This window comes from uncultured Methylophaga sp., from assembly GCF_947259025.1.
GTDB lineage: Bacteria > Pseudomonadota > Gammaproteobacteria > Nitrosococcales > Methylophagaceae > Methylophaga.
The window spans coordinates 478,713-493,507 of sequence record NZ_CAMYKO010000005.1 but is presented as its reverse complement, the minus strand read 5'-3'; the positions used below and the strand labels follow the sequence as shown (position 1 = coordinate 493,507).

Below are 14,795 nucleotides of genomic sequence, written 5' to 3'. Positions count from 1 at the left end.
TTTATTTATGGCTGAAACCGTTGACGAATTGACCGTGGAATATTTCGAAGGCGAGCAAATGACCGTCAAGGAACTGGATAAGGTCATTCTGACCAAGGGTGCCTGGGCCACGGTGATGTACCGCTACCAGGATCTGGATCGCAAAACCGGCGATTTTGGACCCGATAAATACACCATTCGTCGCTATCAGAAGCGTCACGGCGAATACAGCCAGCGTTCCAAGTTCAATATTTCCAGCCGCGATCAGGCCTCGCAAATCATTGATGCGCTGACCAAGTGGACCAATGACTAACAATAAGAGCCTTATCACCAACCTGCTGGCGACGGCACTGGTGGTGGGCGGCCTGTTTCTGCCAGCGCCATACCGCGAGCCGGTGCATTACACCGGGCTGTTTGCCCTGGCCGGTGGGATGACTAACTGGCTAGCCATTCACATGCTGTTTGAAAAGGTCCCCGGGCTGTACGGTTCCGGGGTGATTGCGGCGCGTTTTGCTGAGTTCAAGGCCGGTATTCATCAACTGGTCATGGATCAGTTTTTTAACAAGGATAATGTGGATCGGTTTATGGACGAGATGGTCGCTGATAATGCCCAGCATCCGCTGGATTTCAGTGACATTATCGAGCAGACCGATCTGGCGCCGGCCTACCACAGCCTGGTGGACACGATTATGGAATCCTCATTCGGCAGCATGCTGTCGATGTTCGGCGGTAAACAGGCACTGGAGCCGCTGCAGCAGCCGTTTACCGATAAGATGAAGCGGTCATTGAATGAGATTGCCCACAGTGAGTCATTTCAGAGCAGCGTGAAAGCCAAGCTTAGCAGCATGCCGGTGTTCAATGAATTACACCTGCATATCGAAAAAATTGTGCAGGTGCGGCTGGATGAATTAACCCCGGTGATGGTCAAGGACATTATTCAGACCATGATCCGCCAGCATCTCGGCTGGCTGGTTGTCTGGGGCGGGGTTTTTGGCGGGCTGATTGGCCTGATCACCAGCTTTTTGCCGCTGTAATGACGATAGATTGTCCGCTGTGTCAGCAAACAGCGACAATATTTTACGATTTCAAACAACGTTTTTATTACCGTTGCAGCCATTGCCAGGCGATTATCAAGGACCCCAAAAGCTGGCCTGACCGCGAGCAGGAAAAAAGCCGTTACCTGGAACATCTCAACGATGTCGAAGACAAGCGCTTCCAGCAGTTTGTCAGGCCGCTGACCGACAAGGTCACGGCGCATTTTGGCCCGCAGCACCAGGGACTGGATTTCGGCGCCGGTCATGCCCCGGTTATTACCCATGTATTAAAGCAGCAGGGCTATCACATTGAAGCCTATGATCCGCTGTTTTTTGAACGGCCCGAGCTATTGCAACAGCGCTACGACTTTATCTGCAGTTGTGAAGTCATTGAACATTTTCACCATCCGGCGAAAAGCTTTGCGCTGCTGAGGCAGCTTCTTAAGCCTACCGGTCGGTTGTTTTGCATGACCGAGTTGTATGACGACAGCATTGATTTTCACCGCTGGAATTATAAAAACGACCCGACACACGTTTTTATTTACCACCTTAAAACCATAGAGTATATTGCTGAAAAATATGGTTTTTCAGGATTTTCTGTGGCGGGCCGTTTGATTTGCTTCAGCCGTTGACAGGGGTGAATTGCTGACGGATATCGTCGGCCATTTCGGCCGGCAGGGAAAACGTAACGGTGACTTTGTCGGTGAACTGCTGATCGAGGATTTTGCCGTGGTAAAGCTTAAGCTGGTATTCGAGAAGCTGTAACTGGCTGTAATCGATCTCCAGCGTGATCTGCGTCATTTCAACCCAGGGATGAACCTGCGCCGCGGCAATAGACTCTTTGGCCGCTGTTCCATAAGCCCGGGTGAGGCCACCGATGCCCAGTTTGATACCGCCAAAGTAACGCACCACACCGACGACCACATTGATTAAGGATTCCCCCTCCAGCGGCGCCAGAATAGGGCGACCGGCGGTACCGGAGGGTTCGCCGGCATCATGAAAGCGTTCAGTCAGAAAGCCTTCCGGCTGACGGATGCGCCAGGCAAAAGCCAGGTGATTGGCATTGGGGTGCTGCTGTGCCAGCCGGCCCAATTGACGCAAAGCTTCATCCTCTGAATGACAGGGCATGATGACGCCGATAAAGCGTGATTTCTTGATTTCGTATTCGGCTTCGCTGGTCTGGGTAACAGTGTTGAACTTCGATGCCATGGTGATAGCTATAGGAAAAAAACAGGCAACAATTTAACATATCGCCCCATCAACCGTGTTTTAGCAAAGGCAGGATTGCTTTATGAGCGCCATTCAAGTCGAACATCAGCCCGATCAACAGCGCCTGACCGAACTCGGCGTGTATGCCTGGCCCATCTGGGAAAAGGAAACTTCCACCTTCCCCTGGCATTATGATGAAAAAGAAACCGCCTACATCCTGGAAGGCGAAGTGGAAGTCACCGCCGAAGACGGCAGCGAGTCAGCTACTATAAAGGCCGGTGATCTGGTCACCTTTGCCGCCGGCCTGACTTGCCGCTGGCATATCACTCAGGATTTACGTAAACATTACCGCTTCGGCTAGGGGCCGCAATTACATTGGCAGAAACAGAATTTATTATCGGACAACGCTGGGTCAGCAACAGCGAGGCAGAACTGGGGCTGGGCATCATCAAGGAACGCCATGGCCGGCAGATAGAGGTATTTTTCCCGGCCGTGTCGGAAAGCCGCTTTTACGCCGCCGACAATGCCCCACTGAGCCGGGTGGTGTACTCACTCGGAGAGCAGGTTAAGACGCGTGAGTCAGTCAGCTTCACCATTACCGCGTTGCAGCCGTTTAATGGCTGTTTTATTTACCAGGGGGATTCGGCAGAAGGTGAGCCGGTCAGCGTGCATGAAATGGACCTGGATAGCCGGGTTATTTTTAATCAGCCCCAAGATCGGCTGTTTGCCGGTCAGGTCGATAAAAACAGCCAGTTCGAGCTGCGGGCCAGGGCGTTGGCATTTCAGCATGATCTTTATCGCTCGCCGGTGTTCGGCCTGCTTGGTGCCCGCATGCAGTTGTTGCCGCATCAGCTTTATATCGCTCATCAGGTGTCCCAGCGATATGCCCCGCGGGTCTTACTGGCCGATGAGGTAGGGCTGGGTAAAACCATTGAGGCAGGTCTGGTCCTGCATCAGAAAAAGCTGGCCGGAGATGTTAAACGGGCGCTGGTCATTGTGCCTGATGCGCTGCTGCACCAGTGGCTGGTTGAAATGCTGCGTCGCTTTAACTTGTCTTTTACCCTGATCGACAATGAACGACATCAGGCGCTGACCGAGGAGGGGGGAGGTAACCCCTTTGACAGTGCGCAGCTGGTGTTGACCGGGCTGAATGAACTGCTTAATCACCCGCAAATGCAGGCTGATCTGCTGGCCGCCGGTTGGGATATGCTGATTGTGGATGAAGCCCATCATCTCTATTGGCAGGAAGATGATGTCAGCGCTGAATACCAGTTGATTGAAAAAGTCGCCGGTCAGGTGCCGGCTTGTCTGCTGTTGACCGCAACGCCGGAACAACTGGGCGTGGACAGTCACTTTGCCCGACTGCGCCTGCTGGATCCGGATAAATTCCATGATCTTTCGGCTTTCCGCGAACAGGAAGCATCCTATCAGCCACTGGCAGCGCTGATTACCGAGCTCGACCAACTGCAGGCCCCATTAGCGAATGATGCGGCACTGCTTACTGGTTTGCGCACTTATCTTTCTGATCATGTACTCACCGAATTAGGTGATGAATCGGCATTTGAGTCTGCGCGTGATAAAGCGATCAGGCAATTGCTGGACTATCATGGCACCGGTCGCCTGCTGTTTCGAAACACGCGTGAAGTGGTCAGCGGCTTCCCCAGCCGCATTTTGCACAGCTACCCGCTGGAAACCACGCACGCTAATCTCGGCCTGTTACCCGAAGAGAATTTGGGTGAAGACTGGCTTGAAGAGGATCAACGCGTCTCCTGGTTGCTGGACTTCCTGCAACAACAGCGTGGTCAGAAGCTGCTGTTGATTTGTGCCCGTGCTGAGACTGCTATCGCGCTCGATAAACATCTCAGCGTCAATCATGGTGTACGCAGCGCCGCTTTTCATGAGGATATGACGCTGGTCAATCGTGACCGGGCGGCGGCGTTTTTTGCAGATGATGAGGGTGGGGCGCAAATTCTCTGCTGTTCGGAAATCGGCAGCGAAGGGCGCAACTTCCAGTTCTGTCAGCACCTGATTTTGTTCGACCTGCCGTCAACGCCTGATTTGCTGGAACAGCGCATCGGTCGACTGGATCGTATCGGTCAGCAACAGGATGTACAGATCCATGTGCCTTATTATCAGGGCAGCAGCCAGCAGGTTTTATTTGACTGGTATCAGCAGGGCATGAATGCGTTTGAAAGCGTATTCAGTGCCGGTGATGCCGTCAGCCGTGAAACCCCGGCATTGCTGGACGCCTGCCTGCAACAGCCGGGCGATAGCAAACAGCTCTCAAGCTTGATTGATACCACCTCGACCGTGGCCCGGCAGGCCCATGAGCAACTGGCGTCCGGGCGCAATGTGCTACTGGAACGGCATTCGTTTGATGAGGATAAGGCCGGTTATTTAATCGCGGAGCTGGAAGAAGTCACCCGCGGACTGGAGCTGGCCGACTTTATGGATGATGTGTTTGATGCTTTCGGCGTCGAGCAGCAGCCCCACAGCAGTGACAGCGTGATTATCAAGCCCGGCCAGCATATGAGCTATGCCCAGTTCCCGGGGCTGCCAGAAGACGGGCTGACCGCCACTTATCAGCGTCATCGTGCGCTGGGGCGCGAGGATATGGCCTTTCTGACCTGGGAGCACCCGATGGTGATGGGGGCAATGGATCTGGTGATTCATACCGATCTGGGTAACAGTGCTTTCTGCACTCTGGCTAGCCATCAATTCAAAGCCGGCACTTTATTACTGGAAGCGGTGTTCAAATTACAGCGCATTGCAGGCCAGTCGCAATCAGCGATTAATCGTTTCCTGTCGGAAGGTTATCTGCGGGTTGTGGTGGATGAATCCGGTGTCCAGCACCAATCTGAGCTCCCCGATGCGCTTTTTAACAAACTGGCCGGGCGCATTCCCCGTGCGACATCACAGGAGCTGATCCGCCACGCCAGAGGGCAGATTGAGACTTTACTCAAACAGGCCAGACAAGCCGTGAAACTGCCTGCAGAAAACATCAAAGCAGCAGCGCTCGTCCAGATGAAGCAGTCAATGAGCGAAGAATATGAACGGCTTGAAGCCTTGGCAGCGGTCAATCCGGCGATACGCCAGGCCGAGTTTGATGCCTTCTCAGAGGCAAAGTCGGCATTTACTGATACGATACAAACTGCCGAATTCAGCCTTGATGCGATTCGGGTAGCGATTGTGACAGAACCGGAATAGCCGGAATCAGTCTGACCAAGGATATAAGTGCTGGGAGCATAGCTTGTTGAGAAAAACCCTGTTACCGCTGATCATCATAGCCGTGGCTGTGCTGACCTTTTTTTTGCTCAAGGTCAGTGAACCGGAAACCGCAGCCCGTGATCAGCCCCAAAAAGCCTGGCTGGTCGATGCTGTCACGGTTCAGCATCAGCGGCTGGCACCGGAAATTACCATTTACGGGCGGGTGGAAACGCCGCGTGACGCCAGTCTTAAAGCCGCTCTGGAAGCCGATATTGAGACCATCGATGTGCTGGAAGGCGATATTGTTGACGCCGGCCAGACACTGATTACCCTGGACGATACCGATGTCAGTCTGCTGCGGGATCAGCGACAGGCTGACGTGCGCGAAGCTCAGGCGCTGATAGACAGCGAAAATCAACGCTACCAGCGTGATCGCGGCTTGCTGTCCAATCAGCAGCAATTGGTCAATCTCGCTGACAAAGCCGTGCAACGGGCTAAAAAACTGGAAGAAACCCGGTTGGCCTCTCAGTCAGCCCTGGATGAATCTCTGGCAGCCTACCAGCAGCAGCTATTGTCGCTGAAGCAATTACAGCATGATATCGATACCCATCCGGCCCGGCTGGCCCAGTTAGAGGCGGCCAAAAGCCGTGCCCAGGCCCTGCTGGCGCAAAGTGAAGTGAATCTGGGCCGCACCCGCATTACAGCGCCATTTGACAGTCGGGTGGCGGGGCTTAATGTGGCGCCGGGTGATCGGGTACGTCCCGGTGATACCTTGCTGACCGTCTATGATCTCAGCAATCTGGAAGTCCGCGCGCAGATCCCCGGCCGTTTCATTGGCCGGGTTCGCACCTTACTGAACCAGGGCAAGCGGCTTCAAGCACATGCCCGGCTTGAGGGTAAAACCATCCAACTGACCCTGCAACGACTGTCGGGCGAAGTACGACAGGACAGTGGGGGCATTGATGGTCTGTTCAGCATTGATAACAACCAGGAGCCGTTGCCGCTCGGCACCTTCATGGAGTTGCAGTTGCGACTGGCCGAGCAGGATGATGTTATCGAAATTCCGTTTAGTGCCTTATACGGACTGGATCGCGTTTACCGCATTGAAGCGGGTTTATTGCAGTCTGTGCAGGTTGAGCGTGTTGGCGAGAAGACCGGAGAAAACGGTCAGAAATTGATGCTGATCCGCAGTGATAAGTTGCAGCCGGGCGATAAAGTGGCAGCGACCCAGTTGCCTAATGCTATCACCGGGCTGCGGGTGGAGATTGCTGAGTGAAATCGGAACATTACAGGGATTTTATCGGCATTTTTGCCCAGCACCGTGTGGCTGCCAACCTGCTGATGATCATGATGCTGATTGCCGGCACACTGGCGCTCAGCAAGCTTAACACCCAGTTTTTTCCCAATTTTGCGCTGGATATTATCAGTATCCGGGTTGAGTGGCGTGGTGCCAGTGCCGAGGACGTCGAAGATTCGCTGACAACGCGAATCGAGCAGGAGCTGCGTACCGTTGATTATGTCGACAAGATGACGTCGACCTCATCATACGGATCGTCGGTTGTCAGCCTGGAGTTTGAGGATGATGCCGATATGGGCCGGGCACTGGACCAGGTAAAAGATCATGTCGCCCGTATTCGTAACCTGCCTGCCGACAGTGAAACACCGGAAGTGACGCTGACCACGATATACGATGGCGTAGCCCGGCTACTGGTCACTACCGATGGCGACTTGCGTGAGCTGCGTGACCTGGTGCATCAGATAGAGCATGAGCTGCTGAACCGGGGCATTTCCCGCGTCAATATCAGTGGTCTGCCTGAAGAGGAGATTGCCATCCAGCTCAGCACCCATGAGCTGGAATCGCTGGGCCTGAGTTTTGATCAGGTGGGTGAACGTGTGGGGGAGCAAAGCCGGGATTTACCGGCTGGCGAAGTGGGTAATGACGAAACTGCACGTCAGCTACGCAGTCTGGATCAGCGGCGTGATGCCTATGCTTTCAGTGAACTGCCGGTCAAAGCCGATTACGCCGGCGGCCTGGTTAAACTGGATGATGTGGCGCAAATAGAACGCCGGCCAATGCGCGATCAGGTCAAGGTGTTTTACCAGGGCCAGCCTGCAGTAGAGATAGAACTGCAACGCACTGAAAATGCCGATGCCCTGGCCTCAGCCGAAATCATGAACCAGTGGCTGGAAGAGCGCCGTGACCAGTTACCGGAAGGGGTGGAGATCCGTGTCTTTGATGCCAGCTGGGAGCTGATTGAAGATCGCATCAACCTGTTGCTCACCAATGGTCTGGGCGGTTTGTTGCTGGTGCTGGGGGTATTATTCCTATTCCTGCACGGCCGGGTGGCATTTTGGGTGGCGGTGGGTATTCCGGTGTCATTTATGGCCGCATTGTTTGTGCTTTATCTCTTGGGCGGCAGTATCAACATGATCAGCCTGTTCGGTCTGATTATGTCGCTGGGGATCATCGTCGATGATGCCATTGTGGTGGGCGAAGATGCATTGTCCCATTACCAGAGCGGTGAACGCTCCTTGACGGCGGCTGAGGGCGGGGCCCGGCGTATGCTGGCACCGGTAATTTCTTCCTCGCTGACCACCATTTCCTCATTCCTGCCACTGATGCTGATTGGCGGGGTGATCGGTAATATCCTGTTTGATATTCCGTTTGTGGTGATCTGCGTTATCGTGGCTTCATTGATTGAGAGTTTTTTAATACTTCCCGGTCACTTACGTCATTCTTTTCATACCATGCATCATGCAGAACCGGGTAAAATACGGCGGGCACTGGATGATAAATTTCACTACTTTCGTGACCGGATCTTCAAACCGCTGGTCAGCCGCGCCGTTGCCTTTCGCTGGAGCACCATTGCGGCCGCGGTGGGGCTATTAATCATTGCTATCGGGCTGTTGGCCAGCGGCCGTATTCTGTTTAACTTTTTCCCGTCACCGGAAGGCACGACCATCGTCGCCAACGCCCGTTTTATTGCCGGTACGCCCGGTGATCATGTTGAGCGTTTCCTGGCGCATGCCAATCAAACCCTGCAGGACACGGCTGAGGAACTGGGCCCGGAACTGCTGGATTTATCGGTGACCCGTCTGGGCACTGCCAGTGCCGCCAATCCTAATGCCACTTCCCAGGTGGATGAACGTTTCGGCTCGATTCAAGTGGAAATGATTTCACCGGATAAACGTGATGTGCGCAATAAAGACTTTATCAATGTCTGGCGCGACAAGATTGAACTTCCACCGGGTATTGAGAGTTTCACCATCAGTGAGCGCCGTGGCGGGCCCCCCGGCAGTGATATTGATATTCGCCTGACCGGCGCGCCGGCAGACACCCTCAAAGCGGCCTCACAGGAAGTAGCCGAGAAGCTGAAAACCTATCCCGGTGTCAGTGCCATTGAAGACGATATGCCTTATGGTCAGGAGCAACTGATTTACCGCATTAAGGGGCAGGGCGAAGTGCTGGGACTGACGGTGAACAATGTCGGCCGTCAGTTACGGGCAGCCTTTGATGGTCAGCTGGTGCAGATTTTCCAGGACGGTGATGACGAAGTCGAGGTCCGGGTGATGCTGCCCGACCGCGAACGCAATACGCTGGCGACGCTGGAAAACTTTATGATACGGCTGCCTGACGGTGGTAGTGCGCCATTATCCAGTGTAGTGGAGTTTGATGCCCGCCGCGGCTTTGACGTTTTGCGCCACACCGATACCCAACTCGCCATTCATACCACTGCCACCGTCGATGCTGCCGTCAATAACAACAACGAAATTCTGGCTGATTTACAGCAGGACTTTTTACCCGACCTGAGCAGCCGCTTTGGCGTGCAGGTGGCTTATGAAGGCCGCGCTGAAGAGCAGCGGGAAACCATTGGCGATATGATTCAGGGTGTGATGCTGGCCTTTGTGATGATTTACCTGGTGCTGGCCTGGGTGTTTGCTTCGTATGGCTGGCCGCTGGTTGTGATGTCGGCTATTCCCTTTGGCCTGATTGGTGCCTTGTTCGGCCATTGGCTAATGGGCATCGATCTGACGATTTTGTCCCTATTCGGCATCTTCGGTCTGTCAGGGATCGTGGTCAATGATTCCATTATCCTGGTGACCTTCTTCAAGCAATTACGTGAAGCGGGTATGGAGACGACAGAAGCCATCGTGGAAGCGTCTACCCAGCGGTTGCGGGCAGTGTTGCTCACTTCGCTGACCACGATTGGCGGTCTCACACCGCTGTTGTTTGAAACTTCGCTGCAGGCCCAGTTTTTGATCCCGATGGCAGTATCCATTTCATTCGGTCTGATGTTTGCCACGCTGCTGGTATTACTGGTGATTCCAGCCATGCTATCGGTACATGAGAGTGCGGTAGATAAAATCAGCGGTCGTCAGGCACCGCAAGCGGCGTAAATTTGTTACTTTGATGGTCGGCGGGCTTTGAAACAAGGGAAAACAATGCAGCATTTAAAACATTTGATGCTGGCGGCAGTCCTGTCGTCATCAGTAATTTTGCCGGTAACAGCAGAGCAAATAAAAGTCCGTTATTCAGATAGCCTGACCCTGTCAACGCTCACCGAGAAGGTCTATCAGGCACTGCCGGGCAAATTGGGTGAGAGCAAGTTTGCTCGGCTGCAAGAGGCCAACGATGCACTCTCTGACTCACTGTTTGCCCAGCCAGCTACTGCTAACTTGAATCATTTTAGCGATGCCATTGGCAGTGGCGATGGTTTTCAGGAATGGGAAGGCGGTATCGATATGCCATTGTGGCTGCCGGGGCAGAAGCAGGCACAGCAGTCCTTGTCTAACAGGCTGATGGCCCAATTGCCGGCTTATCAGGCCCGGCTTCAGTTACAGGCTTCAGCAGAAGTCCGGCAACTGGTGTGGCAGGTAAAACTGGCCGAGTCGGATCTGGAGCAGGCAAGCCTGACCTGGCAAACTGCGCAAAAACTGGAACATGATGTCAAAAAGCGGGTGGATGCGGGCGATATGCCACCGACTGAGGCATTACTGGCCAGCAGTAACACCCTGGAAAAACACGGCCTGATGGCAGAAGCCGAATCCCGACTCGAGCAGCAACTGGAAACCTACCGTTTAATCACCGGCGAGCAACAGTTGCCGGCACAGGTGACTGAAACCCTGGGTTCTGCCAGCACCATTCCAGCCTCGCACCCGCAACTTGCGATGCAAGACCAGGTGATTGCAAGGCTGCAGGCTGAAATGGGCATCGCCGAATATGCCGGTGCAGCCAATCCCAATCTATCGGTCGGTGTCCGCCGCGAGCGCGGTGATGATAAAGAAAGCTTCAATCATAGCCTAGGTGTTGGCATCAGTATCGCACTCAATGACAGTCGTTACAGCCAACCGGCCGTGGCCGAAGCCTCTGCGGTCCTCGCCGAAGCACAGGTGCAACGCCGCGAAATCGAAAGACAGCTCACCAAGACGTTACTGGCTCGCCAGCAAACACTGAAAGCTACCAGGAAACAATTGGAATTGATCAGCGAGCAGAACAAAACCACGCAGGACTATTATCAGTTGCAAAAGCGTGCGTTTGATCTGGGTGAACTCAATCTGCTGGATTTACTGCGTAGCCAGGTCCGAGCCAATGATAGCCGTAACCGCAAGCGTCAGTTGCAGGTTCAGGTCGAGCAGAACATTGCTGCAGTGAACCAGGCGCTGGGTGTTTTGCTTTAAATGAAGGCAGCATAAACAGGCTTAATTTTCCGTTAAGTTAACCACGCTAGTCTGTGCTCAACATGTCACAGACTGGAGTGGTCAATGGAAGCCTTATTTGTAGATAATGTCAGCGGTCACGAAGCTGTTCAGCCTCAATCTCGTGATGTCCCCGTATTACCGGTGTTCTCATTGACTCTGCACACACCGGGCAGTGACAACAGACGCGAAACCGAACAATTCATTCATCAACGCTTTGCCCATCATTACGGGGCTAATCTGGCGTTTTTTCTGCCACTCCTGTTATCAGCTTCCAGCGAAAACGGCATTAAAGCAGCGCTGGGCTTTCAGACTGGCAAACAGTCCCAGCTGTTTCTGGAACAGTATCTCGACTGCGATATCGCCACCACACTGTCGTTGTTAACCCAGAGTCAGATTGACCGAGACAACGTTGTCGAGATTGGCAACCTCGCTTCAGGCCGTCAGCGAGCAACGCAGACGCTGTTTTTATTGCTGGCTCAGATCCTTCATGGTGCCGGCTACGAGTGGGTGGTGTTCACCGCCAATCGGGGAGTGAGGACCTGGCTGGCAACGCTGCAGTTACCGACATTGCTAATTCGTGAAGCCGATCCATCACGGTTAAATGATGAGGGTCGCAGTTGGGGGCGCTACTACGATGACCGTCCTGTCGTGCTGGCTGCCAACATTGAGCAGAGTTTCTGCCAGATCAACACGCATCCACTAATGGCACAACTGCGTGACAGTTACGCGACACAAATCGCTGCTTTTCAGGCCCAACTGGCGCCATGAGTCAGATAATCCAAAAGTTGGTCGGTCGGGCCCGGCAGCGTCCCGATGCTACTGCGATCAGCAACAGCGAAGTCAGCTTGAGCTGGACAGCATTACTGACGCTGGTCGACCTGGCCGCTGAGCAACTCCAGTCTTATCGCGGGCAGGTCGTGGCTTTGTTGGCAGAGAATGATATTGACTGGGTGGTGATTGATCTTGCCTGTCTCAAGAATGGCGTTATTCTGCTTCCGCTGCCCGCTTTTTTCAGTGATCAGCAACGCCGCTTTGCACTCCGAGAGAGTGGTGCGACGGCGATGATCCTGTCCAATGCAGAATCCCATGACACGCTTACCCCGTTGATCGGCAATCTGGCACTGCTAGCGCTTGATTGTGTCACTGGCACTCGAATACCTGATCATACGGTCAAAGTCACCTTTACTTCGGGCTCAACCGGTCAGCCCAAGGGTGTGTGCCTGAGTGAAGCCAATCAATATCGAGTAGTGGAGTCTTTGCTACGGGTGACCGGGCTTGAACAGACTCGGCATCTGTGTGTGTTGCCGCTGGCCACATTGCTGGAAAATATTGCCGGAATCTACGCGCCACTACTCAGCGGTGGGGAAGTGGTGTTATTGCCTGCTGCTGAACTGGGTTTCAACGGCAGCCGGGGTTTTGAAGTTAGCCGTTTACTGACCGCGATTGAACGAACACAACCGGACAGTCTGATCCTGTTGCCGGAATTATTATCAGCAATGCTGATTAGCATGGAGCAGGGCTGGCTGCCACCGGCAAGTCTGCAATTTATTGCCGTTGGCGGCAGTCATGTCAGCCCGGGTTTGTTGGAGAAATCGCATCTGGCAGGATTGCCGGTGTATCAGGGGTATGGGCTGTCGGAGTGCAGTTCTGTGGTCAGCCTTAACGGGCCAGAACAGAATCAGCCGGGCAGCACCGGTCAGCCTTTACCCCATCTAAGTGTGACAATTGAAGATGGCGAGATTGTCGTGGCCGGTAATGCTTTTCTGGGCTACATCAACAGCCCACAGAGCTGGCACCCGCCCCGTATCTATACCGGTGATCTCGGCTACCTTGACGAGCAGGGCTACCTGTATATCAAGGGCCGTCGCAAAAATCTGCTCATTAATAGTTTCGGCCGCAATATCAATCCAGAATGGATTGAAAGCGAAGTGCTGGCTAATCCCAGGATCGCCCAATCTGTGGTTATCGGTGATGCACGCCCTTATTGCGTTGCCCTGATTTACCCACGACACACAGCTACCCCCAATGTCGAGATCGAGCAGTGGCTGGCGGAAGTCAATCACAGCCTGCCTGATTATGCCCAGATAGTGAGATGGGTCCGGCTATCACAACCCTTTAGTACGGATGACGGCACCTTGACCGCCAATGGTAAACCGGTCAGAGAGCGAATAGCTCAGCGTTATCAATCCAATATCAATGATCTCTACAAGGAGCGAGCTTGAATGGCTTTTTTTGATGAATTACAAATGCAGACGACGGACGCACGGGCACAACTTTTCACGGCACCGGTGTTTGAAAAAGCGTTCAGCGGCGATATCAGTCTTGAATTGTATATCGACTTTCTTACCCAGGCCTATCACCACGTCAAGCATACCGTGCCCCTATTAATGACCGTCGGCGGCAGATTGCCCGAGAGCAAAGAATGGCTCAGAACCGCCGTGGCAGAATACATCGAGGAGGAGGTTGGCCATCAGGAGTGGATCCTCAATGATATTGCTGCCTGTGGCGGTGACAAGGAAAAGGTTCGCCGCAGTCAGCCCGGCCTCCACACCGAACTGATGGTGGCGTATGCCTATGATATGGCGCAGCGCGTTAATCCGCTGGGATTTTTCGGCATGGTGCATGTGCTGGAAGGCACCAGCATCAGCTCGGCCGATAAAGCCGCTGACAGTATCAAGACAACGCTGGGCTTGCCCGACAAGGCATTCAGTTATTTACGCTCTCATGGTGCCCTGGATCAGGAGCACGTCAAGTTCTTTGAGGGCTTGATGAATCAAATCAGTGATCCTGCTGAGCAAGCCCTGATCATTGAGTCAGCAAAGCGTTTTTATTATCTCTACGGCAATATATTCCGCAGCCTGACCGGGGAGACCATGCCATGCTCAGTCTGACCGATAAAACCCTGGTCATCACCGGTGCGGCCGGTGGCATCGGTAAAGCCGTTGCCGAATTACTGGATGCGGCGGGCGTGCAGTTGGTGCTGACCGATATTAACGGCGACAGTCTGGAAGCTCTCAATCAGACGCTGGGGCAGCGGCATTACACGGTAGCAGCTGACCTGGGCCGGCCTGAGGGTCGTGCCAGTCTGCTTGCCGTTTGCCGAGAACTGATGCGCCCACCGCAAATGCTGATCAATATCGCCGGCATCAATCAGTTTGCCGGCCTCGGCAATTACAGTGATCAACAGCTGGAAAGGCTCATTCATATCAACCTCACCAGTCAAATTGCGCTCTGCCGTGATTTTCTGCCGTTATTACAGGAGCAGTCCCGAGCCTGGATTGTGAATGTCGGATCCATTCTCGGCAGTATCGGCATGCCCGGCTACAGCGTCTACTGCGCCAGCAAGTTCGGTCTGAGAGGCTTTAGTGAAGCGCTCAACCGTGAACTGATGGATAGCCCTGTCTCGGTGCGTTATTTCGCGCCCAGAGCAACCCGCACAGAGCTCAACGACAAGCGAGTCAACGAGATGAACAAGGCACTGGGCAATGCCATGGATGCGCCGGGAAAAGTCGCGCTGGAGCTGGTGAACTTTCTCAAAAACAGTCAGAAACGGGCCTACCTGGGCTGGCCGGAAAAGCTGTTTGTTCGCATCAACAGCCTGTGTCCCAACCTGGTGGATAAATCCTTTGTGAAACAGCTGCCAGTCATTAAACAATATTTTTAGGG

The 14,795-nt window shown here is 53.8% G+C and carries 13 protein-coding genes; 12 read left to right on the top strand and 1 reads right to left on the bottom strand.

What is annotated here, in order from left to right; all coding sequences use genetic code 11:
• The first annotated feature begins 7 nt into the window (after positions 1 to 7).
• Genes Q0X64_RS08320 through Q0X64_RS08310 form a run of 3 tightly spaced genes read left to right on the top strand, consistent with a single transcriptional unit; the run spans position 8 to position 1,645 of the window.
• Positions 8 to 292: a hypothetical protein gene (locus Q0X64_RS08320; protein WP_297811246.1), complete on the top strand. Its 285-nt coding sequence runs from the start codon at positions 8 to 10 to the stop codon at positions 290 to 292.
• A complete protein-coding gene (locus Q0X64_RS08315) occupies positions 285 to 1,013 on the top strand; it encodes a DUF445 domain-containing protein (RefSeq protein ID WP_297811243.1) in 729 nt (242 codons plus the stop codon). Before Q0X64_RS08320 ends, Q0X64_RS08315 begins: the two co-directional genes overlap by 8 nt.
• Entirely contained in the window at positions 1,013 to 1,645 is a 633-nt protein-coding gene (locus Q0X64_RS08310; RefSeq protein ID WP_297811241.1) for a class I SAM-dependent methyltransferase, read from the top strand. Before Q0X64_RS08315 ends, Q0X64_RS08310 begins: the two co-directional genes overlap by 1 nt.
• Here the strand turns inward: Q0X64_RS08310 and Q0X64_RS08305 are convergent.
• Positions 1,635 to 2,222, bottom strand: a complete 588-nt coding sequence (locus Q0X64_RS08305) for a YigZ family protein (protein ID WP_297811238.1) — start codon at positions 2,220 to 2,222, stop codon at positions 1,635 to 1,637. The genes Q0X64_RS08310 and Q0X64_RS08305 overlap by 11 nt on opposite strands.
• A gap of 82 nt (positions 2,223 to 2,304) precedes the next feature.
• Between Q0X64_RS08305 and Q0X64_RS08300 the strand changes: the two genes are divergently transcribed.
• The 9 genes from Q0X64_RS08300 to Q0X64_RS08260 all read left to right on the top strand — a co-directional run bounded on the left by Q0X64_RS08300 (position 2,305) and on the right by Q0X64_RS08260 (position 14,793).
• Positions 2,305 to 2,583 carry a cupin domain-containing protein gene (locus Q0X64_RS08300; RefSeq protein WP_297811235.1) on the top strand — a complete coding sequence of 93 codons (279 nt, stop codon included), beginning with the start codon at positions 2,305 to 2,307 and terminating at the stop codon, positions 2,581 to 2,583.
• Positions 2,584 to 2,597: 14 nt separating this feature from the next.
• Positions 2,598 to 5,429 (top strand): RNA polymerase-associated protein RapA, encoded by a 2,832-nt coding sequence (rapA, locus tag Q0X64_RS08295; RefSeq protein ID WP_297811232.1) that lies wholly within the window; start codon positions 2,598 to 2,600, stop codon positions 5,427 to 5,429.
• 43 nt (positions 5,430 to 5,472) lie between these two features.
• Positions 5,473 to 6,705 (top strand): efflux RND transporter periplasmic adaptor subunit, encoded by a 1,233-nt coding sequence (locus tag Q0X64_RS08290; protein WP_297811229.1) that lies wholly within the window; start codon positions 5,473 to 5,475, stop codon positions 6,703 to 6,705.
• Positions 6,702 to 9,827 carry an efflux RND transporter permease subunit gene (locus Q0X64_RS08285; protein ID WP_297811226.1) on the top strand — a complete coding sequence of 1,042 codons (3,126 nt, stop codon included), beginning with the start codon at positions 6,702 to 6,704 and terminating at the stop codon, positions 9,825 to 9,827. The genes Q0X64_RS08290 and Q0X64_RS08285 overlap by 4 nt, the downstream gene beginning before the upstream one ends.
• A gap of 45 nt (positions 9,828 to 9,872) precedes the next feature.
• Positions 9,873 to 11,108: a TolC family protein gene (locus Q0X64_RS08280; protein ID WP_297811223.1), complete on the top strand. Its 1,236-nt coding sequence runs from the start codon at positions 9,873 to 9,875 to the stop codon at positions 11,106 to 11,108.
• 84 nt (positions 11,109 to 11,192) lie between these two features.
• Entirely contained in the window at positions 11,193 to 11,897 is a 705-nt protein-coding gene (locus Q0X64_RS08275) for a thermostable hemolysin (protein WP_297811220.1), read from the top strand.
• Positions 11,894 to 13,351 carry an AMP-binding protein gene (locus Q0X64_RS08270; RefSeq protein ID WP_297811217.1) on the top strand — a complete coding sequence of 486 codons (1,458 nt, stop codon included), beginning with the start codon at positions 11,894 to 11,896 and terminating at the stop codon, positions 13,349 to 13,351. Before Q0X64_RS08275 ends, Q0X64_RS08270 begins: the two co-directional genes overlap by 4 nt.
• Complete coding sequence (locus Q0X64_RS08265; protein WP_297811214.1) at positions 13,352 to 14,020, top strand: iron-containing redox enzyme family protein; 669 nt, start codon at positions 13,352 to 13,354, stop codon at positions 14,018 to 14,020.
• Positions 14,008 to 14,793, top strand: coding sequence for an SDR family oxidoreductase (locus Q0X64_RS08260; RefSeq protein ID WP_297811211.1), 786 nt, complete (start codon positions 14,008 to 14,010; stop codon positions 14,791 to 14,793). Before Q0X64_RS08265 ends, Q0X64_RS08260 begins: the two co-directional genes overlap by 13 nt.
• The last annotated feature ends 2 nt before the right edge of the window (positions 14,794 to 14,795 follow it).

What these genes read in the sequence shown, in the direction of transcription:
- Q0X64_RS08320 (WP_297811246.1), top strand. Translation starts at nt 8, where the DNA reads ATGGCTGAAACCGTTGACGAATTGACCGTGGAATATTTCGAAGGCGAG.
- Q0X64_RS08315 (WP_297811243.1), top strand. Translation starts at nt 285, where the DNA reads ATGACTAACAATAAGAGCCTTATCACCAACCTGCTGGCGACGGCACTG.
- Q0X64_RS08310 (WP_297811241.1), top strand. Translation starts at nt 1,013, where the DNA reads ATGACGATAGATTGTCCGCTGTGTCAGCAAACAGCGACAATATTTTAC.
- Q0X64_RS08305 (WP_297811238.1), bottom strand. Translation starts at nt 2,222, where the DNA reads ATGGCATCGAAGTTCAACACTGTTACCCAGACCAGCGAAGCCGAATAC.
- Q0X64_RS08300 (WP_297811235.1), top strand. Translation starts at nt 2,305, where the DNA reads ATGAGCGCCATTCAAGTCGAACATCAGCCCGATCAACAGCGCCTGACC.
- Q0X64_RS08280 (WP_297811223.1), top strand. Translation starts at nt 9,873, where the DNA reads ATGCAGCATTTAAAACATTTGATGCTGGCGGCAGTCCTGTCGTCATCA.
- Q0X64_RS08275 (WP_297811220.1), top strand. Translation starts at nt 11,193, where the DNA reads ATGGAAGCCTTATTTGTAGATAATGTCAGCGGTCACGAAGCTGTTCAG.
- Q0X64_RS08270 (WP_297811217.1), top strand. Translation starts at nt 11,894, where the DNA reads ATGAGTCAGATAATCCAAAAGTTGGTCGGTCGGGCCCGGCAGCGTCCC.
- Q0X64_RS08265 (WP_297811214.1), top strand. Translation starts at nt 13,352, where the DNA reads ATGGCTTTTTTTGATGAATTACAAATGCAGACGACGGACGCACGGGCA.
- Q0X64_RS08260 (WP_297811211.1), top strand. Translation starts at nt 14,008, where the DNA reads ATGCTCAGTCTGACCGATAAAACCCTGGTCATCACCGGTGCGGCCGGT.